Below are 18,020 nucleotides of genomic sequence, written 5' to 3' on the forward strand. Positions count from 1 at the left end.
GTGCTGTCAATCCTAACTTTGGCAAAATCCAGTGGAGCAGATCACCGTCCCTCCACCCGACCGCGAGCGGGCCTGCCGCTGGTCTGAAGATGTGAAAGCGTCGATCGGCACGCGGACAAAACCACTAGGTACCCGGTATCCCACCGGCCGGCGTACGCGGTCCAACCCAGGCGAACACCAGGGGCTTCCTAGACCAAGTGTCAGTCCGGACAAGATCGCGAAGAGGATCACAGCGACCATGACGGCCATCTGCCACGATCGGAGAGGTGCGTCCGTCGTTGGGCTCGCGCGCTCCAGCCGCGTCTCATCGTGTACGGGCGGCATAAAGGTATAGCTGAACACGGGTTGATATCGGCCGACGGGCAACTCGACGCGCACAGGATCGTGTCGCCCGGGACCGAGATAGTATGTGTGCAGGAGCGCTCGGAGGCGCTTCGCCTGAACCCGGACGACGGAGTTTATCTGAGGATCAAAATCGGTGCTTCGTCCCAGCGCCATCGTCGCAATCGTATAGCTCTTCAGGCGCTCGGCCCGACCATCCAGCGCTTCGACAACCACATATTTGAGAAACTGGGACGCGGCTTTGCTCTTCCGAAACTCGCCGTTGTCCAGCAAGCGCGACAATTGCATCTCGATCTCTTGCCTGTCCGGCCCATTCCAAGTGGTCGCGGCAGGGACCTTCCTATGACCTCCCGCCAACTCTTGCCGCGCGTCAATCTCCAACTGACCTTCGAGCATCATCGCTTCGAACTCCACAACCGACGCACCCGATGACCCAAGACGCTCGTTTTGACGGTCGCGGGTATTGGGCACCTCGGGCTAGAGGCTCGGTACACGTACGAGAACCTCGTCATAATTCATCCATCCCTGTTCGTTGACGTGTCGCCCGCCCCCAGCCCTTGCGATGCGAGCGCGTCCACAAAACGGAGCAGATTTTTTGAATCCTGACACGTGGACAAAGTCACGAGACTTCCTGACAAAAGTCATATGACCAAGCCCGATCAGGGATCGAAGCCGCCGCCGAGACAATGCAACTTATGCGCGCAATCAACAACTTCACAGTTCGAAGGCATCGGGACTCCCGACGCGAACCGGGCGCTGCAACGGCAGAATGCGGTTGCTTCCCTCCGGACGAGCCGACTGAACAGACCTCGGAATCTCGTCACCTTCGGTATCGCCAGTGAGATCAAACCGGCGAAGTATCTCCCGCGGGCTCATGCCGAAACGCCGCTTGAACGCCCGATTGAAGTAAGGCTGGTCGGTGAAGCCCGCGTCGTAGGCAATCTTGCCGATCTTGCGGCCCGTGTGCGGGCTATAACTCAGCTCCTGATAAGCCCATCGAAGCCGCGCATCCAATATCCGTTCCGAGAACGAGGCGCCGCTTTCTTGGAATATCGCGTTGACGTACCGGTTGCTCAATCCCGAAAGAGCGCTCAAGCGACGGAGTGAGAACGACGGATCCCGGAAGCGTTCTCGAACGATCTGCAGGAGCAACCTCAAATGCCGCCCCTTGGCGCCGGCTACACGGCGCGCCTCCGCACAGTCGCCCAGCTCGTCGCACGCGGCAACCAGCAATGGGATGGCTGCGCGCGTTAGGACCTTGTTAACCAAATTGAGATGAGAGAGCTCCTTGGTAGATTCGCTCGACGTGCTGAGCTCGCCAACCACGTAACTCGCCATTGTCCCGAGCAGCTCGATCGCCCTCCACGACCTGTTATTGGCGTCGATTCTATGTGGAACATCATCGACGCCCCGATAGAATGAGCGACACGGAATGGCAACGCAGAGATGTTTTTGCTCCTCTACCCCATTATATCGCGGACGGCCCTTGCCCCCCAGGAGTCCATGAAGCGAATTCGAGACGTAACAGCTGCTGATCCCGTTCTCGAAAACAGCCCATACCATCGGAGCGGAGGTCTTCCGGTCCAGCTCTTTCAAGAAGCCGGCAAATCCCCACGCCCACAAGATGCTGCCACCATCGGCGGCATCGCAAGTCGTCACCGCGACGCCTTCCGGCTCGGTCACGTGAAGCGCCACGCGGATCGACCGATTCCCGGTCTGTTGGAGCTCGCCGCGATGACTGATACCGACCTGGCCAAGAATGCTCATGCTTTCCCCCTGTTTTCAGGAACGAACGGCAACGCCATCGCTTCCAGGTAGAAAGAGAGCCACCTTTGTCGATTTTTGCAGCGTGGTAACGGTTACTTCAGGAAGGGTGAACGCCGCGCGTAACGCCGAATCGGGGAACCTCGCCTTCGCTCGGTCTACCCGACAGGCTCAGGACAACTGCCCCCAATTGGGACGGATGGGCGCTCTGTCATCCACCCGAGTGTACTAAATCGCTGGAATTGAACCGAATGGGTCGCACCAACTCGGGCAGGCCGATGCACACCAGGGTCGATTTCGCTCATTCCTTATAGCCAGACGGCTAGCGTGCGGTCACCTTTCGTGTCGGCATTGCCGAGAGCTCTTCACCCCCGTACATGCCGATGTAACGTAGTATGCATATCTTCCAAACGTAACCCGTTATCGAAGTTGAGGGCAACGCACGCAAACCCTCCTGCGCTCGGTGGCCAACGCCTGTGTGTTAGGGCTTGTTGATCGAGGCACTGACCGCTTCAGAGAAGCCGAGACCAGAGATGACCATCTCGCGATCGGCGGCGCCGACCAGAATAGGCGTCGGGCCGGCCATGTTCGCCACCGTCATCGATTTGAACCGTACAATGAGCATTCCACCGGTGATCAAGGCGTTGAGCTGCGCAGTCGTGAGCGGCCAAAGCGTCATGCACCCCTGGGCGTCGCACGTGACGAAAGCCAGCTTGGTGACACGACTGGTCTTTTCACGCCGTGAGCCAGCGATCGCGCCTCCGGAGGCTGCCGCGACCGTGAGTCCCGACCGCAGCGACACGCCGTAAGGAAGATGGAGCATGGCGGCAGGCTGCCCCTCGCGGGTGGTCGTCACCACGATGTCACCAAGCATCTTGCCTTCCGTTTGACCCGCCCCGAACAAGCTGCAGAATCGGCGCCGTTCGGCAGTGACTTCATCGCACACGACACGCCAATTCTGAAAGCTTGCCTCGATCCGCCGTATCGCGCCTTCCTTGAAGACATCGCGATTGATTGCCGGTCCGACGTACAGGGACTCGCGGTCGGCCGTCCCGGCAAGGGACGTCGATACAGGCGGCAGGACGAAGAGCAAGGCTAAGGCCGCGCCGATGAACGCCAAGTTTCTGGACCACACGACGCGATCTCCTTCCCAACGCGGCACTCTTCCACGTGCCGACAACGTCGGTTCACGCCGCTGTCCCGGCGGCGACCACGATCATTCGCCGAAGGATAGGCCAACTGAGGCGAATCTCTTGTCAGGTGCGGCACCCAGATTGTCATTCCTCGCAGACCTGAATCGACGATCACCCCCATTCCGGTCGACGACCCGTACTGCCCTCGAGCCGCACCTGCGCGAACGGCGTCTGCCCAGGCATCTCGCTCAACGTGGCATCCAGCGCAGCCTTCAGGCTCGACATCCGGAATGGCTTCACGAGGAAGAAGGTGGCGCCCGCCTCGATCGCGAGACGCGGATATTGTTCCGATGTATTGGCGGTCATCATGATAAACCCGAGGAGCGCAAGGCGGCGACTTCTGCGCACCATCCTCAGGAGTTGATAGCCATCGGCAGGCTCCATATTCCAGTCGGAGATGACGACATCAACGGGCGTCGCGTTCAAAAAGGACCAGGCCGACCCGACTTCATGCAGGACCCCAATCTGGCCAACGCCAATGCGGCTGAGCAGGAAGGCAACTGTGGTCGCAAACGTCGGATCATCATCCACGACCAGGACAGATAGCTTCTCGTAAAGCGAATGCATCCACAGCCTCCAATGAACAACGAAGACACCTTGGAGCATCGTGGCGAAGGCCGCCAGATCATCAAGAAAGTGATATGAATCGTTCAAATTTGTTCGACTTGGAATTGTCGAGATCGGTCACTTCATCGTCGCGGACGTCCCTCGCTGCTAATTGCCGTCTCCGTTCGCGACGTCATATTCGCCGGCCTGCATGGCCCTGCTTTCCACGACAAGATCGGCCGGCCCGCCGATCAGCAACAGATGCTCCATGTCTCGGTGGCGAATGAGGACGAGGCGACGGCCGCTTGCGAGCCTCACGACCTGGATCGGTGCAACGCGCCATGGCTGGCCCATCCGAGCCTGCAGCCGGCGTTCCGCAGCGTAGTCGCGAAGCAGCCAGAAGGCGAGACCGACCAGTGCCAGCACCGATGCGAGCATGAGAACGATTGCGAGTTGAACCTGCACCGCTTCCTCCAATCCGATCATGCCGGTACCCGTACAGATCGTCATCTTCCGTGGCCCGGTAGCTTGTTTGTCTACGGCACGATTGTGCGGTCAGGTCCAATTTGCGCACCTTTGGATCCATTTGCTTACCGGCACGCTCTCGTGACAATGGCTTCACGCGAATCGGCATTCAGCATCGGCACAGACGGATGAAGCACGTCAGCGCGAACAGGGACCATTATAGGACGAGCGTCGCGCGCGGCATCATCTATGGACTCGCCTTTTCGGCTGTGCTGTTCACGTTCCTCTTCTGCGTCGCTCGGGCGCTTGATCCACCGGTCTGACAACCAGACATCATGCGTGACATCAGTTGCAGCGGGCAGTCCCGACGATGCGAATTCCGTGTCTCGGCTCAGCAGCCGTCCTCAGCCAAAGACTTTGTCAGCCGGAGCACGATTTCCTGATTCAGCGAGCGCCCCCTCTCCTTGGCGCACTTCTTGAGCTGGTCGCGGAGCTGCTCCGGCACGCTCGGATGGATCTGCACCTTTCGCAGGCGTTGCTTTATCGCGCTCGGCTGATCTACCATTTACTTCCCTGCCGCTACAGCTGACCATCCCATTTGCCCGCGTAAACCATAGTGGCCTCGTACGGCCAGGTATTTTCTCGCAGCGAACCTCGCTTGTCGCCCAACGCGCGATCGGTACCAAGCGCGCTCCGCCCCTGCATAGACGCGCCGCCGCGGCCGTTCAGCCCTCGACCGACGAACGACTCGAAGTGCGAAGGCGGCGGGACAATTGAACGTGCGCATGCAGCGGTAGCGGATCGCGTGTCATCGCACGACACGCGATGCCGACCGATCGCGGGATCCGGGCTTGCGCCCTGTAGGAGCGCCACGTCCGGCTGGAGATGCCGAACAGCTGCGCCACCTCAGAGTTGGTCAGCCGCATGGCCGCCTGCCAGGCACGCGCATCTTCGTTGGTGAAGGGCCGCTGTTCTTCCGCGAGTTGCCATAGCATGAGCGCGGTCAGCACCGCGCCTTCACAGCAGTCCCAGAACACCGCGTCGCCGGATTGCGAGACGCGCAACAACCGGAGGGACTCCGGCGGGAGCAAGACTGCGCGGCGCGAGCCTCCCGAGCGGATCCACCCGTCCAGTCGTACGGAAGTTGATGAGCTCTGGTGTCTCCAGCGCACCATGATCAGTGCGGAAGCGATCACGTCGATCGTTTCGATGACCGGCCGCATGCTCGTGAGAGACATTCCGTAAGGAGCCAACTCGTCCTGCTGACCGGGTCCGCCAGATTCCTCGGTCGAGTGAGCCGCCTCCGGCCGGAGATCAGTTCGACCGGGGCTCATTGCTCTTCTGCTGCGGCTTGCGCGATGTCTGTGGCGGATTGGACTGGTCGGGCCGGGCAAGGAGCAGCTGCGGCTGACCAGATCTCACAACCGGCCTCGGAGGCGTCGGAGCCGCCGGCGGCGCAGCGCTCGCGGCTGCGCCGGATTCCGGGCCTTCCTTTGGCTTGTCCTGGCCTCCTTGCGAGCCGGCGGAGATCGCCTCCAGCAGCCAGCGCCCACCCACCGACTGATACATCAGATCGAAATGGAACGGGCTCGGCCGTCCCGCGAAGTCGCCCGCGATGTGCAACAGACCGTTGGCCTCGATCCTCGGCTCAAATGCGAACTGCGGCTCGAGAATAGCACCCGGCGAGAGGTCAAACTTCTCGCGACGGAAGTTCGCAAACAGGTCGGTGAGCTGCGCCGGTGTATTCACCTGCTGGAAGCTGGGAGAGGCCAGCGCGTGCAGGACCGTGTAGTTTCCGGATTTGTTGGCCTGATCGAGCGCAATGACGGTCGAGCGGACGAGCAGCAGCGCGAGTACCCGGTCGACTTGCCAAGGCTTGGTGGAAAGCGCGGGCGGTGCCGGCGCAGGCGACGCCGGAGCTGGCGGCGCCGGGGTTTGTCCAGCAGCTGCCGGCACAACCTCTGCCCGAGCCCCGGTCGGCGCCAGACAACAGATGAGCAACAGGATCGCTCGGACCTGCGGATTCATGCTCACAACCTTCTCTTAATTGTCATCGAGTCGACCGATGCTGTTCGATCCGGTCGCTTCAGTCGAGCTCGTAAGGGACGTCGCAGGCCATCAGCTCATGTCCGTCCGAGCTCAGCGCGAAGGTGCCATGCAGCGTGCAGGCCTGCTTGTAGGCGAGCAGCACCCGCCCGCTGCCGCCGCGGTCGAATTGCACGATCCGCACCGGACAGACCGTTGCGCTGCTGCATTGCCGATTGATGATCTGCGAGACGACGATGCGTTCACCCCGGCAGCCCCGGTACGCGCCCTCCCAAATGTCGGTTTTGTGCGGGCTATTCACGTTCCACAGCTCGAAGTCTGTCCAGAGGCCGGACGGATCGTGCTCGGTCCGCTGCGCGATGCGGCTCATGGGGATACGCTGGTACTTTCCACCGTCGTGGCAGGCTGACGCCGGAACGGACATATCAGCCGCCGGTGACGGCCGGGACGTGAACGCAAGCGACAGCAGCAAGCCTGCGGCGCAGATCGTGATCTTGGATGTCATCTGACGATTCCCGATGTTGGTAGCCACGGACGCGCCGGTGGGTCGGCGCGCGATCTAGTTCCAGGTATAGGTGGCGCTCGCGCCGACCGTGAGATCGTCCATGCTCCTACTGGTCGGCGAGAACGCGAGTCCCGCCGAGACCCGCCACAGGCGATCCTCGGTCGTGTAACCCGCACCCATCGCGAAGCCCGCCTGATTGTGATGGTAGGTGACGGCAGCGCCGGTCGACAGCTTGCCCGGACGATCGTCGTAGCGGACCATGCCCAAAGCGGCCGCCGTGGCGATGCCCGCGTCGGCGCGGCGGGCGTTGGTGTCGATCTGGCTTTGCAGATTGCCGAAGCCCGTGGCGATGTTGTTGATCGCCTGGTTGGTGGCATAAAGCTGCGAGCCGTTCACTGCCTCGGTCGACGTCGGCGAGAGCGTTCCCGGAGCGACATTGCTCAGGGTCACCGGGCCGCCGCCGCCCGCCGGATTGCTCAGCACATACGTATTCGAGGTCGGAGCCTGCCACGAACCCGGCACGTTCGCCTGGGTCGCATAGAGCTGCTTGCCGTTGACCGCGTCGGTCGAGGTCGACGAGACGGCTCCGTCCCCGACGTTGTGCAGCACGACGGGCCCGCTGGAGCCGCCGACCAGGGTGAGGTCGTTGGTCGGCGTGCCGCCGTTCGGCGTCGTCGGCGTCGAGGAGTTCGAGTACTGCACCGGGCCGGCCCCACCCTTGTAGAGCACGTCCACCGCCTGATTGGTGGCGTAAAGCTGGCTGCCGTTGATCGCATCGGTCGAGGTTGCACTGAGCCGGCCCGCGGCGACGTTGGTGATGGTCCGCTCGGCGCCAACCGCCCCGACGCTCACCGTGCTCGTGGGGGATGTTCCCGCGAAGGTGTAGGCTTTGCCGCCGATCTCGGTCCCGGTCGTGGCGACGGCCGCCGATGTTGTCGAGCCCTGACCGAGAGCGACAGCGCCGGCGTTGGACGCGGTCGCGCCGTAGCCGATGGCGGTCGATCCGGCACCTGAGGCGGAGGCGGCAACACCCGCGGCCATCGAATTTGCGCCGGTGGCGCCATCGTTGGCGTAGTTCGCCTGCTGGGCGCCGTTGTCATTGACGCTATAATAATGGGTCTTCGCGCCGGCGACCACGGTGTTCATTTGCGAGACATTGACCGCATCCGTCGCATTGGTACCGGCGGCGACGTTGGTGATCTTGGTTCCTCCAGCGTCGATTCCGGCTGACGTCACGCTCGGTCCGCCGGCAATGGTCAAGCCATTGGTGTCGATCTTGGTGTTGCCGGTGGTGACCGAGGTGAAGCTCGGAGTCATGCTGGTGGCGATCTGGATCTCCGACCCGACCTGAGTGATCGCGATGTTGTTGCCGGCGGTGAAGGTCGCGGTCGAACCGGGCGCGATGTTCTGCACGGTGGTGCCGCTGACCGTGCCGGTGCCGGTGGCCTTGGTGGTGACGTTCCAGCCGGCGCCTGCGAGCTGCTGCACCGCATAGAGCTGCGAGCCGTTCACCGCATCGGTGGAGGTTGAACTCACCGCTCCCGGGGCGACGTTGGTGATCGTGGTGCCGCCGGGTCCGGCGAGTGTGATCTTGTTGTAGTTCACCGTGCCGCCGGAGGTATCGTACTTGACGGTCCCCTGACTGAGCGTGTCGATGGCCTGATTGGTCGCGTAAAGCTGCGAGCCGTTGATCGCATCGGTCGAGCTCGCGCTGATCTGCCCGGCGGCGACGTTGGTGATCTGCCGCTCGGAGCCCGAGGCGCCGACGCTGACCACGCTGGTCGGCGAAGTGCCGGCGAAGTTGTAGGTGGTGCCGTTGATCGTGGCGCTCGCGGTCGGATTGGGCGCGGCGGTAGTGCTGCCGGAGCCAAGCGCGACGTCGTTGGCATTGTTCGCTTTCGCGCCGAAGCCGAGCGCGGTCGAGCCGGCACCGGCGGCGGAGGCGGCAACGCCCGCGGCCAGCGAATTGGTGCCGGTCGCGCCATTGTTGGCGTAGTTCGCCTGCTGGGTGCCGCCATCATTGACGCTGTAATAGTGCGTCTGGACGTTCGTCACCGCCGTCTGCATCTGCGTCAGGTTCACCGCATCTGTCGGATTGGTCCCCGCCGCCACGTTGGTGATCTTGGTACCGCCCGCATCGATGCCGCTCGAAGTGACGCTCGGCCCGCCATTGATGGTCAGGCCGCTGGAGTTCATCGTGGTGTTGCCGGTCGTCACCGAGGTGAAGCTCGGCGTCATGCTGGTGGCGATCTGCACCTCCGCGCCGTTCTGCGTCACCGCGATGTTGTTGCCCGCGGTGAAGGTCGCGGTCGCCCCCGGCGCGATTTTCTGCACCGTCGTGCCGCTGACCGTACCTGTTCCGGTCGATGACGTCGTGACGTTCCAGCCGGCGTTCGCCACCTGCTGCACGGCCGTGACGGCCTGATTGGTCGCATAAAGCTGCGAGCCGTTGATGGCATCGGTGGACGTCGCGCTGATCCGCCCGGCCGCGACGTTGGTGATCTGGCGCTCGGAGCCCGAGGCGCCGACGCTGACGACGCTGGTCGGCGAGGTGCCGGCAAACGAGTAGAATGTCCCTGCGATCGTGGCTCCACTTGTCGCGTTCGGAGTCGCGGTTACGGAGCCCGCGCCCAGTGCGACATCGTTCTGGTTGGTCGCGGTTGCTCCTGAACCGAGCGCCAGAGCCTTGGTTGTGTTGGCCGCAGCCGTATCACCGAGAGCAATCGCACCGCCGCCGCCCGCGGTCGAGCTGTTGCCCAACGCCACCGCCCCTTGGCCCGTCGCGGTGTTCGCATTGCCCAATGCGACGGCGCCCTGGCCGTTCGAGCTGTTATTGGCGCCCATGGCGACGGCGCCGGTTCCGGCCGCGGTGTTGGGATCGCCGATCGCGACCGCACCATTCCCATTGGCGGTGTTTCCGGCGCCGATCGAGACCGCTTTGCCGCCCAGTGCGGTGGCGCCCGCTCCGATCGCCACCGCACTGGCCGTCTGCGCGCTGGCGCCGTCGCCGACAGCGACTGCGGAAGCCGCGGCGGCCACAGCACGCCGGCCGAGCGCAGTCGAGCCGACGCCCGATGCACTGGCCGAATTACCGAGCGCAGCTGAACCCTCAGCAGATGCGGACGCGGCGCTGCCCAGCGCGATCGAGTTGAGTCCCGCGGCATTGGCCTTAACCCCGATGGCGGTGGCGCTGTTGCCGGACGCGACCGTCGCTCCAGAGCTAGCGCCGTCCGAGGTGCTGGTCTGGGCCGAGCCGATGGCGATGGAATTGGCGCCCGCGGCCGCGTTCATCGTGGCGACACTGCCCATCCTCATAGAGTAGGTGCCGGTGGCGACGTCGGTGACACCAATTTTGCCCGCATTGACAAACAGCAGCCCGCCAAGCGTCAGATTTACTTCTTCTTGGAAAGTTGGGCCGGCGTAGAAAAGACTGCGATTCGTTTGCGTCGAGGCATCTGCAGCACTGCAACCGGACTGATACCCCCCGCCAGCATCCGTGGTAGTGAACGAGCTGGCCATCGTACCTGCGTCTTCAATCCAGGCGCAGGACCTGTCATTGCTATTGCCCGTGTTATTTACGAAAACCTTCGCGCTCGCCGGCCCGGCGAAGCTCAGACCTGCGACCAGCGACAGCCCCGCGATGCGCGGGGCGTGCAGCCCCAGCAGTCCCATACCAAGTCCCTTGCGCCGGATACCGAGCACGCGATGAGCCCGCCGCAACACGGCGATCAGCCTGCGCCGCAGCGATCGGCAGTCGCCTGCCGCATGATCAACCCAGTTGGCGACAAAGGCTGCGGCGCTCGATTGCGAATTCATGATCATGGCGATCTTCTCCCAGTTCAACTGCATGCGACCAGTCCAAGGGACCGGAGCAACGCTCCAAGACAGCCATCTTGCCCCTCGCGCGAGACGGCTCCGACACTGCGCCCACGGCGCAAAAGCATCCGCCGCCGTCCTGGCAACGCTGCGCATCCGTCGCCTGCCTTCGCGTGCAGACGACACTCCCTCACGATCAATCCGAACTCACTACGAACGCCAATGTCCGATCTCTCGGCCGCTCGCCCCACAATGCGCGTTCGCGTTCTGCGACACGACCTATGATTGAAATACATCCTTCGATTCACCATGCAGGGAGCCTAGACAGGCGCCGGAGTCGTCGTATTGCTCGTAGCGGCATCAACATTGACTGGCACGGTACGACCGACCAGCAAACCGAACGATCGCGCCAGATCGCGAGCGCAGCGCATGCCGATCAATGTCCGCGGGTTGCCACAGCAAAGCACGGTCGGGATTGCAGCCACCTGCAAGCCGAAGCGTCATCTCGAGAGCGCGGCCGCTTTCACTTGCGGCGAGCGCCGCGCCTGCGTAGCTTTTGAAGCTGTGTCGTCTTCAGTCCGGCATAGCCGAACTCCGCGAACGCGCGCCGCCAGGAGTTGAACTCCGTTTCGCTGATCCGAAGCTTTTCCCAGAGATCGCGCTCCGCGAGCGCGCCGGACTGCACGGCCAGCAGAACCCGTAGCTTCTTCAGCGGCGTCCAGCGGCGGCGCATCCGGTCAGGGGAGCCGGGATCGGCAGCCTCGCCGCCACGGTGCGGCCTCTCCTGATCGCTTGCAAAGGCCTTGGACTGCTGCGACGGCGAACGACACGTTTCTCTGGTCATTGGTTCCTTGGGCTCGACACGAAAGGGCGCGGCGGAGCGTGGTCCTTCGGCTTCGCCAAGCTCAGCTTTGAGCAAGTCGGTCTCCGCCGCCATCGAGCGCCGGCACGACCTGCGTCTCTCGTTGGAGAGGCGCGAAACCCTAAGTAGGAAAGCACGCGCAATCTAGGACCGAACGGAAGTGAACTTGTCCGAAACCGCATTCAGTGCCGACCGGCGCGCAATCGGACAAGCCGTGGGTACCCGACGACAATATTTGCCTCGCGGAGCAGACTAGGTTCGACGCATTCCGGTATTCGAATCGCTGTCTCGCCGTCGTCGAGACAGCCGGCCGATGGCCGGGCATTCCTCGGAGAGGCAAGATGTCATCATTGTCGTATGTCCCCGCACGCTCGTCCTGGCTGATCGCCGTCCTTGCTGTCTTGTTCGCCTTCGCCGCGGCAGCGGTCCTCACCTTCACCTCGTTGGGTGAGCATGTCATGTCCCTCCTTGCCGGGACCAGCGCCGCAGAACCGATCCAGCCGGACGGGAGTCAGCCGGACAAGAGCAAGGTTGCCGCGCTGCAGATCGCGGACAAGGCCGGCGTGCGTGCCTGTGCGCCGCTGCTCGGCCTGGTATCCTCGCAGATCGCCACCGGCCGTCATGTGGCGACTGCGCTCTGGAACAAGGAGGCAGCCGACAAGCACATCTTCTCGGTGACGAATGCGGTTGCCAGCGGCGATCCGGCCTCGCCGCTGCTGCTCAGCTTCGCCGGCGTGACGCCCCTGGCGAGTACGAGTTGCGATGCGAGCTCACTGGTCGTGCAGCCTTACCCGGTGAGCTGCGACACGGTCGGCGCGGCCCTGGAAACGAAAGGTGCGGCGAAGGGCGATTTCGCCGACAACGTCAAGATGTACAATTACCGCGAGCCCGGTGCGCGGTCTTTCCTGCTCCCCGCCTCCACGTCAATCTGCATCGTGATCACAGCCCAGACGTGGTTCGGCAAATGAGGGCCGGCAGTCCGGTGTGGCGGCTGTGCGCTTGTCGCCCTCGGCTTCTTTTTGTCGCAGACAGCACAATCGCCGAGCCCGGTATTGCATCCGAGAAGCGTTCGGATCAACCTTGGTGACGCAGTGGAATTTGAAGTGACGCAATGAGGCGCGGCAGTAATCGAACCGGTCTGGGAGCACGGATATCCCTCGCCAAGCGCGCGCTGACAAGCGTACCTGATGGTCGGAGAAGGCTGAGCCAACCATATCGCGACGCGCGGGAACCTTGCGCGAGGGCGTCGAGTTCCCACGGATCCTGCGTCGATCGACCGATATGAATGCAGACATCCAAAGCGGCTCCTCGCCGGTCCCGAGCGAGCCCGTCGACGTCGGGGCTGAGCTCGATCGAATTCTACGGGATCCAAGCTTTCGCCGTAATCCTGCTGCGATGCAGTTCCTGCGCTTTGTGGTGCAGGAGACTCTCGAAGGCCGCGGTGAGCGGCTGAAGGCCTTCACCATCGCCACCTCCGTCCTCGGACGCGGCAGCGATTTCGATCCGCAGGTCAATTCCGTCGTGCGCGTCCAGGCCAAGCGCCTGCGCGAGCTCTTGGAGAACTACTACAGGGGAACCGGGGCGAAGAATCCGATGCATATCGTGCTGCCCGTCGGCTCGTATCAGCCGCAGTTCCTGCGAGCTGTGCCGGTCGAGGAGGAGGTGCCACCACCTAGGTCCGAAGAAAGCAACGTCGCGCCGAAGTTGCCGCGTCTGCTCTATCCGGGTCATGTCGTGATCTTGCTGGTGACGCTGGTGCTTGGAACGGCCCTGCTCTCGCGCGACGTCGCGCGCCTGTTCGGCGCACAGGTGAGCACACCGGTGCTCGGCCTTCCGAGCGTCCTCGTGCAAACCGATCCTCCGACATCCGACGAACAGACGGGGCTGATCGCCACGTCACTCGAGAGCGCGTTGACCCACTACGACCTGACCGTCATGCACAATCGTGCGGACGCAGACCATCAGAGCGCCGTGGATTATGTCCTTCTGGTCCGGGCCGGAGCGTCGGAGAGGTCGCGGCGGGACTTCGTATTCCGGCTGCTCAGCGCGCGCTCCAACGAGATCATCTGGTCTCGCGCATTCCAGGGCATTGACGTGAGCGCCCAGAGCACGGCCGACGACCGCATGGTGAGCACGGTCGCCGCGGACGTCGGCGAACTCTGGATCGGCGCGATCATGACGGATGCACTCCGCCGCTCCAGTTCGACTGCTGCCCGGAACCTTCAGGGCAGGGCCTGCGTTCTGCGGGCGCTCGATACCATCCTTCACTACGCCTATGACCTGCCGGAGTCGCTCGCCTGCCTCGAAGCAGAGGTCAGCCGGCAGCCTGACGATCCACGGCTGCTGTCGCTGCTCTCGGCGGTACTGGTTTCCGAGTATCTCGACGGGACGCCGGGCCGAAACCCCGAGTCAGACATCGCGCGGGCTCGGGAGCTCGCAGAGCGAGCCGCAAGCCGCTCGCCCAAGCTCGGGATCGGTCTTCTCGCGCTGTTCGCAGCGCGTTTTTTTGGAGGCGATCCCGAAAGCGCCTTCGAGCTGACGCCGCAGATCCTCGATGGTCCACCCGTATCCGGCCTCAGCCAGTCCTTGCTGGCGGCAACCAATATCGCACGCGGCCACCACGACGAGGACGTGGCGTTCGGAGCGCAACTACAGGCCGGCGCCATCCAGCCGACTGTTTTCATGCCGCCCTACGCGGCGCTGGCGGCCTACATGCGCAACGATGCCGTCAATGCCCGGCGTATCGTCTTCCGATCGGAGGCCTCGCCGGTGCCGCTCACCTTGCTGCTTCGGATTGCGCTATGCGCAACCAAGCAGGACGAGGAGTGTGCCGTGCGGGCGGCCGAGCGGCTCGCGCACTGCTATCCCGGGGTGGCCAGCGATATTCCCGCAGCACTGGACCGTTATGGCTTAGGCGACGAGCTCAAGAGGAAACTTCTCGCCGATCTCAGACGGGGACGTCCGTTGAACGATGTCGCCGCCCCGTAACATTGTGGAACGTTGCGCGGAACGCCACCGCATCGACGGCCGACGGCAGCGCAGGACGATGCGCAAGTGATGCTGTAGGCGACAACACTCGCGCGCTCCCATCCGTAGACACCGCGGCTCATTCCCAGCATCATCTCGGCACAAAGGCGGATGTATAACCGCTTCCTCCTACCCAGATCCCCAATCCCCACCGGACTTTGCCGCATCGAGGCTTCACTGCTTCGATGCGGCTCTTGTCGGTTCATTGGCGGGCACCGCAGTCGGTTGCGGCCCTTGCAGACGCCCTCAGTGCCGCGGCTGGCAGCGGATTAGGGGAAGCGGGCTGTTCTCCGGACCGAGCGCGCCAAGCAACTGCTCGCGACCGCCGATGGAGACATAGCGTACGATCTCGGGCAGGAAGCCGAGGTCCAGGTAATAGTGTTCGCTTGACGAGCGCCAGCAGGAGACCGACAACCTGCAGCGCGCTAGGGCCTCGTCATCCAACAAGTCCGCCAGACTATCCACCCGTTGCCGGCCTTGGCCGACAATGATTCCGAACTCAGCGAAGTGAGCTCGAACGGCACAAGCCGTCATGGTTCTCTGGCGGACCAGCAGGCCTCTTGCGCGATGAAGCATCAAAAAGCCCTGGCTCTCGACGCTCTTGATTGGGACGAACCTCATATTGGGGCGGGTGACCGCTTCGCAGATCGCAGCCGCGTCGGCGGCGTCGTTAGCTCCTCGCCGCACGTAAGGTTTTACATAGGCAGGCGGAATCAATCTCACCTCGTGTCCAAACCGCCGAATCTCGCGTGCCCAGTGGTGAGCGGTGGCGCAGGCTTCGATGCCGACCAGACACGGCTCGATCGAGGAGAAAAACGACGCGATCTCGCCTCGCCGGAGCCGTTGGCGATTGATCACTTGGCCTTTGCTGTGCGGTCGTATGTCGTTGTAATCGACCCGCCAGCATCTGAGCGCCACGCGGACCTGAGCCAGTGTCGTGAACAGCGTCTCTCGTTCAGCAATTCATCCCGCAGCCGACCGTTGATGGGGAAGACGGCCGGATGCGCGACGAGTTCTTGAACGAGACGTTGTTCTTCAGCCTTGACGACGCCAGGCGGAAGCTCGCTGCCTGGGTCACCGACTACAACGGCGAGCGGCCGCACTCCTCGCTAAAATACGAAACCAGGTAGCCTACGCTGTTATCCTTACCGCAACGGCCGATCGGCTGCGCAACCCCGACCAGCTCCGCCGATCGCCCGTTGCTCCACCCGCGTCGGTCGGCGTACAACCCAACAGGACTCTAACTGCGGCTGGATGAAACTTCGGTGGCAGGTCACGGACAGGACAAGTATGTTCGAGAAACAATCGAAGGATTTTTCCCACAGAAGCTATTGGAACAAGTTTACAGACTCGGGCGTACCGCTTTCGTAAACAAAGATGTTCAATTGGCATTCAAAATCGGCGATCAAAGCGCGCGCGCAAAGATTAAGAACTGGGAAGACATCGGACTAGTTCGACAGAGTGGGACACAAGCCCCCAGCAGTGAACTTGGCGGCCAGCCTGCGTATCGTTTCGTGGTATCTGATGCTCGCGTCGAGCGCATCATCGACCGCAAGCTGGTCGACACCGTTGGAGCTGGCGCCGAACCGGATGAGTAACGAAGAAGATTGATCGCGTCTAATGGACGTTGCCGTACGGCTCGCTAATCCGCAAGCCGATGATCGGCCCGGTTGTTCGCAAGCAGCAACCATTAAATTGGGCTGACACTTTCGGGCCAGCAAGCATGGGCCGCCACGGATTGGCACCGCCAAGGAGTTCATCGAGGGCGCAGACGATCAGGTTGCTTCGAAACGACAGTCCAATCGGGCCTAACGATAACACTGCACTTTTCTTCCCGCCCCCCTACCGCTCCGCCGCCAGCCGCACGACTTGCCGGCCGCCATTCATCTCGCGGAGCTTGTTGACGTATTCCTCGGGCCGGGTCCAGCGGACCGGGGTGTCCAGGCCCATGAAGCTGGCGATGCTGCCGATGAATGAGGTGCAGTTCGCCGTTTCGGCGTTCCACACCGGCGAGTCCGCCTGCAGCTTCTTGATGTAGGCGAACACGCGCTTGGCGTCGGCTTCGTTCAGGTAGACGCGGTAGCTCGCGGTCACATAGTCCGGATCGAGATCGCCATAGCTCGCACCGGTTTCGGATGGCACGAAGGTGACATAGCCGAGCATGTAGGCGAGCTCGTCGCCAGCCGGGGTCAGGCCGGCGACATCGACCGCCTTCTCGCTGCTCTTGCCATACCAGACGAAGGCATGGCCCCAGCTCGCGGCGGTGCGCGCCCTGAAGTCGACATAGTATGGCCCTTTTGCCTCGGAGGCACGCCGGACCGGCGCGCTCCGCGGGGCCTCATGCGCCGTCCGGGCGACGGCCGGCCGCACGGAAGCCGCCTGCGCGACGCACGGCAGCAGCAAAGCTGACAACGCTAATCCGACCAGGCCGAAACACCGCATGGCAGGCACGCCCCCGAGAATGATGACGTCACATCAAAGAGCCGACCGGGCTCAGTAGCCGCGGCGATAATACCCCGGTGCGGGGGCAACGACCGGCGCCTTGCCGACCGGAGACTTGCCAATCGGAGCTTTGCCGATCGGCATCTTGCCGACCGCGGGCTGCTCGTAGACCGGCTGCGGACGCGGCAGATCGGCGGCATGGGCCATCGTCACCAGCGCGAGCATCGCGCCTGCTGAAATCACGAATGTCTTCATTCGAACTCTCCCCGAGTCTGAACAGCGCCCCAAGCCCTCAGCACCACGACCATGAACGACGGATTGCGTCGAGAGTGGGGCAGCCGGTCATAACATTGGGGCCGCAGTCACTGTCTTCCGCGTGATCTCGACGGCACCAGAACCCGTGTTGCAGGCCCTTTGCTCGCTTTTGGCCGGAACAGGACGGCCATCCCATGTCCGGATCGCCTGACCGGCGCGGCCATCAGCAATTCGTGATCGCCCCGGCGAACGAGCGTTTCCCATCGACACGGCTTGCTGCGCATTGCGGTCCGGCGGGATTGCGCCTAAATCCCCGGTCGACGCAGCGATCCATCGGAGAGCCCTGATTTTCCACCTCGGGAATTACGGTGACGCTGCTGGACTGCACCCCTTAAGTGAGACACGATAATTACAGTGACAGTGCGGTTGCCACGATGCGTTATCGTGCTTTGTTTTGCGCGAACGCGGTTTCGAACTCAAGAGGCGATTGGTATCCGAGCGCCGAGTGCAGGCGCTCCTTGTTGTAGACATTGGCGATGAAGCTATCGATCCGGCGGCGTGCGTCACTGATGTCGGAGTACGCCTTGCCGTTGACCTCTTCGGCCTTCAACGTTTTCATGAAGCTTTCGGCCTTTGCGTTGTCGAAGGGGTTTCCTGGCCTGCTCATGCTGATGGTGATGTCGCGGTCGGCCAGTATTTGGCGGTAGGCGATTGAGGCGTATTGGGCGGATTCAAACGGTCGTCGCAACACCAAATG

Annotated in this window: 17 protein-coding genes and 3 pseudogenes; 4 read left to right on the forward strand and 16 right to left on the reverse strand. The window is 62.8% G+C overall.

Annotated elements, in window-relative coordinates; genetic code table 11:
- Nucleotides 1-12: 12 nt before the first annotated feature.
- From QXZ85_RS21255 to QXZ85_RS21305, 11 genes are all read right to left on the reverse strand, one after another.
- Nucleotides 13-741, reverse strand: coding sequence for a hypothetical protein (locus QXZ85_RS21255; RefSeq protein ID WP_315703689.1), 729 nt, complete (start codon nt 739-741; stop codon nt 13-15).
- A 315-nt stretch (nt 742-1,056) separates the two neighbouring features.
- Nucleotides 1,057-2,109, reverse strand: a complete 1,053-nt coding sequence (locus QXZ85_RS21260) for an AraC family transcriptional regulator (protein ID WP_315703688.1) — start codon at nt 2,107-2,109, stop codon at nt 1,057-1,059.
- A gap of 478 nt (nt 2,110-2,587) precedes the next feature.
- Nucleotides 2,588-3,241, reverse strand: coding sequence for an invasion associated locus B family protein (locus tag QXZ85_RS21265; RefSeq protein ID WP_315703687.1), 654 nt, complete (start codon nt 3,239-3,241; stop codon nt 2,588-2,590).
- A 169-nt stretch (nt 3,242-3,410) separates the two neighbouring features.
- Nucleotides 3,411-3,866 carry a response regulator gene (locus QXZ85_RS21270; RefSeq protein WP_315703686.1) on the reverse strand — a complete coding sequence of 152 codons (456 nt, stop codon included), beginning with the start codon at nt 3,864-3,866 and terminating at the stop codon, nt 3,411-3,413.
- A 147-nt stretch (nt 3,867-4,013) separates the two neighbouring features.
- Nucleotides 4,014-4,355, reverse strand: coding sequence for a hypothetical protein (locus tag QXZ85_RS21275; RefSeq protein ID WP_315703685.1), 342 nt, complete (start codon nt 4,353-4,355; stop codon nt 4,014-4,016).
- Between the two features lie 346 nt (nt 4,356-4,701).
- The gene (locus QXZ85_RS21280; protein ID WP_315703684.1) at nt 4,702-4,875 is read right to left on the reverse strand and encodes an Arc family DNA-binding protein; all 174 of its coding nucleotides are present in this window, start codon (nt 4,873-4,875) and stop codon (nt 4,702-4,704) included.
- A 160-nt stretch (nt 4,876-5,035) separates the two neighbouring features.
- Complete coding sequence (locus QXZ85_RS21285) at nt 5,036-5,548, reverse strand: hypothetical protein (protein WP_315703683.1); 513 nt, start codon at nt 5,546-5,548, stop codon at nt 5,036-5,038.
- Between the two features lie 76 nt (nt 5,549-5,624).
- A complete protein-coding gene (locus QXZ85_RS21290) occupies nt 5,625-6,338 on the reverse strand; it encodes a hypothetical protein (protein WP_315703682.1) in 714 nt (237 codons plus the stop codon).
- Between the two features lie 58 nt (nt 6,339-6,396).
- Complete coding sequence (locus QXZ85_RS21295; RefSeq protein ID WP_315703681.1) at nt 6,397-6,861, reverse strand: hypothetical protein; 465 nt, start codon at nt 6,859-6,861, stop codon at nt 6,397-6,399.
- A gap of 54 nt (nt 6,862-6,915) precedes the next feature.
- On the reverse strand, nt 6,916-10,710 hold the full coding sequence (locus QXZ85_RS21300; RefSeq protein ID WP_315703680.1) for a hypothetical protein: 3,795 nt from the start codon (nt 10,708-10,710) through the stop codon (nt 6,916-6,918).
- A 490-nt stretch (nt 10,711-11,200) separates the two neighbouring features.
- A complete protein-coding gene (locus tag QXZ85_RS21305; RefSeq protein ID WP_315703679.1) occupies nt 11,201-11,521 on the reverse strand; it encodes a DUF1153 domain-containing protein in 321 nt (106 codons plus the stop codon).
- A 359-nt stretch (nt 11,522-11,880) separates the two neighbouring features.
- On the opposite strand from QXZ85_RS21305, the gene QXZ85_RS21310 reads away from it, so the two are divergent.
- Together QXZ85_RS21310 and QXZ85_RS21315 are read left to right on the forward strand one after the other, a co-directional pair.
- Entirely contained in the window at nt 11,881-12,507 is a 627-nt protein-coding gene (locus tag QXZ85_RS21310) for a hypothetical protein (protein ID WP_315703678.1), read from the forward strand.
- 313 nt (nt 12,508-12,820) lie between these two features.
- Nucleotides 12,821-14,527, forward strand: a complete 1,707-nt coding sequence (locus QXZ85_RS21315) for a hypothetical protein (RefSeq protein WP_315744795.1) — start codon at nt 12,821-12,823, stop codon at nt 14,525-14,527.
- A 489-nt stretch (nt 14,528-15,016) separates the two neighbouring features.
- Here the strand turns inward: QXZ85_RS21315 and QXZ85_RS21320 are convergent.
- Both QXZ85_RS21320 and QXZ85_RS33820 read right to left on the reverse strand, forming a co-directional pair.
- Nucleotides 15,017-15,448 (reverse strand): annotated as a pseudogene (locus QXZ85_RS21320) (transposase); the annotation flags it as partial.
- Nucleotides 15,431-15,552, reverse strand: a pseudogene (locus QXZ85_RS33820) (integrase core domain-containing protein); the annotation flags it as partial. The pseudogenes QXZ85_RS33820 and QXZ85_RS21320, both read right to left, overlap by 18 nt.
- Before the next feature lie 6 nt (nt 15,553-15,558).
- Between QXZ85_RS33820 and QXZ85_RS21325 the strand changes: the two are divergent.
- Nucleotides 15,559-15,824, forward strand: a pseudogene (locus QXZ85_RS21325) (integrase core domain-containing protein); the annotation flags it as partial.
- A 7-nt stretch (nt 15,825-15,831) separates the two neighbouring features.
- The gene (locus tag QXZ85_RS21330) at nt 15,832-16,164 is read left to right on the forward strand and encodes a hypothetical protein (protein WP_315744796.1); all 333 of its coding nucleotides are present in this window, start codon (nt 15,832-15,834) and stop codon (nt 16,162-16,164) included.
- Nucleotides 16,165-16,408: 244 nt separating this feature from the next.
- Here the strand turns inward: QXZ85_RS21330 and QXZ85_RS21335 are convergent, their stop codons facing one another.
- The 3 genes from QXZ85_RS21335 to QXZ85_RS21345 all read right to left on the reverse strand — a co-directional run bounded on the left by QXZ85_RS21335 (nt 16,409) and on the right by QXZ85_RS21345 (nt 18,014).
- On the reverse strand, nt 16,409-17,008 hold the full coding sequence (locus tag QXZ85_RS21335; RefSeq protein ID WP_315744798.1) for a hypothetical protein: 600 nt from the start codon (nt 17,006-17,008) through the stop codon (nt 16,409-16,411).
- Nucleotides 17,009-17,059: 51 nt separating this feature from the next.
- The gene (locus QXZ85_RS21340; RefSeq protein WP_315744800.1) at nt 17,060-17,263 is read right to left on the reverse strand and encodes a hypothetical protein; all 204 of its coding nucleotides are present in this window, start codon (nt 17,261-17,263) and stop codon (nt 17,060-17,062) included.
- A 439-nt stretch (nt 17,264-17,702) separates the two neighbouring features.
- On the reverse strand, nt 17,703-18,014 hold the full coding sequence (locus tag QXZ85_RS21345; protein WP_409998177.1) for a transposase: 312 nt from the start codon (nt 18,012-18,014) through the stop codon (nt 17,703-17,705).
- Nucleotides 18,015-18,020 lie beyond the last annotated feature (6 nt).

It is taken from the genome of Bradyrhizobium sp. SZCCHNGR1005, from assembly GCF_032489995.1.
In the GTDB taxonomy this organism is placed as follows: domain Bacteria; phylum Pseudomonadota; class Alphaproteobacteria; order Rhizobiales; family Xanthobacteraceae; genus Bradyrhizobium.

What these genes read in the sequence shown, in the direction of transcription:
- QXZ85_RS21305 (WP_315703679.1), bottom strand. Translation starts at nt 11,521, where the DNA reads ATGACCAGAGAAACGTGTCGTTCGCCGTCGCAGCAGTCCAAGGCCTTT.
- QXZ85_RS21335 (WP_315744798.1), bottom strand. Translation starts at nt 17,008, where the DNA reads ATGCGGTGTTTCGGCCTGGTCGGATTAGCGTTGTCAGCTTTGCTGCTG.
- QXZ85_RS21290 (WP_315703682.1), bottom strand. Translation starts at nt 6,338, where the DNA reads ATGAATCCGCAGGTCCGAGCGATCCTGTTGCTCATCTGTTGTCTGGCG.
- QXZ85_RS21260 (WP_315703688.1), bottom strand. Translation starts at nt 2,109, where the DNA reads ATGAGCATTCTTGGCCAGGTCGGTATCAGTCATCGCGGCGAGCTCCAA.
- QXZ85_RS21285 (WP_315703683.1), bottom strand. Translation starts at nt 5,548, where the DNA reads ATGTCTCTCACGAGCATGCGGCCGGTCATCGAAACGATCGACGTGATC.
- QXZ85_RS21270 (WP_315703686.1), bottom strand. Translation starts at nt 3,866, where the DNA reads ATGCATTCGCTTTACGAGAAGCTATCTGTCCTGGTCGTGGATGATGAT.
- QXZ85_RS21340 (WP_315744800.1), bottom strand. Translation starts at nt 17,263, where the DNA reads ATGAAGACATTCGTGATTTCAGCAGGCGCGATGCTCGCGCTGGTGACG.
- QXZ85_RS21275 (WP_315703685.1), bottom strand. Translation starts at nt 4,355, where the DNA reads ATGACGATCTGTACGGGTACCGGCATGATCGGATTGGAGGAAGCGGTG.
- QXZ85_RS21255 (WP_315703689.1), bottom strand. Translation starts at nt 741, where the DNA reads ATGATGCTCGAAGGTCAGTTGGAGATTGACGCGCGGCAAGAGTTGGCG.
- QXZ85_RS21310 (WP_315703678.1), top strand. Translation starts at nt 11,881, where the DNA reads ATGTCATCATTGTCGTATGTCCCCGCACGCTCGTCCTGGCTGATCGCC.
- QXZ85_RS21295 (WP_315703681.1), bottom strand. Translation starts at nt 6,861, where the DNA reads ATGACATCCAAGATCACGATCTGCGCCGCAGGCTTGCTGCTGTCGCTT.
- QXZ85_RS21315 (WP_315744795.1), top strand. Translation starts at nt 12,821, where the DNA reads ATGAATGCAGACATCCAAAGCGGCTCCTCGCCGGTCCCGAGCGAGCCC.
- QXZ85_RS21280 (WP_315703684.1), bottom strand. Translation starts at nt 4,875, where the DNA reads ATGGTAGATCAGCCGAGCGCGATAAAGCAACGCCTGCGAAAGGTGCAG.
- QXZ85_RS21300 (WP_315703680.1), bottom strand. Translation starts at nt 10,710, where the DNA reads ATGCAGTTGAACTGGGAGAAGATCGCCATGATCATGAATTCGCAATCG.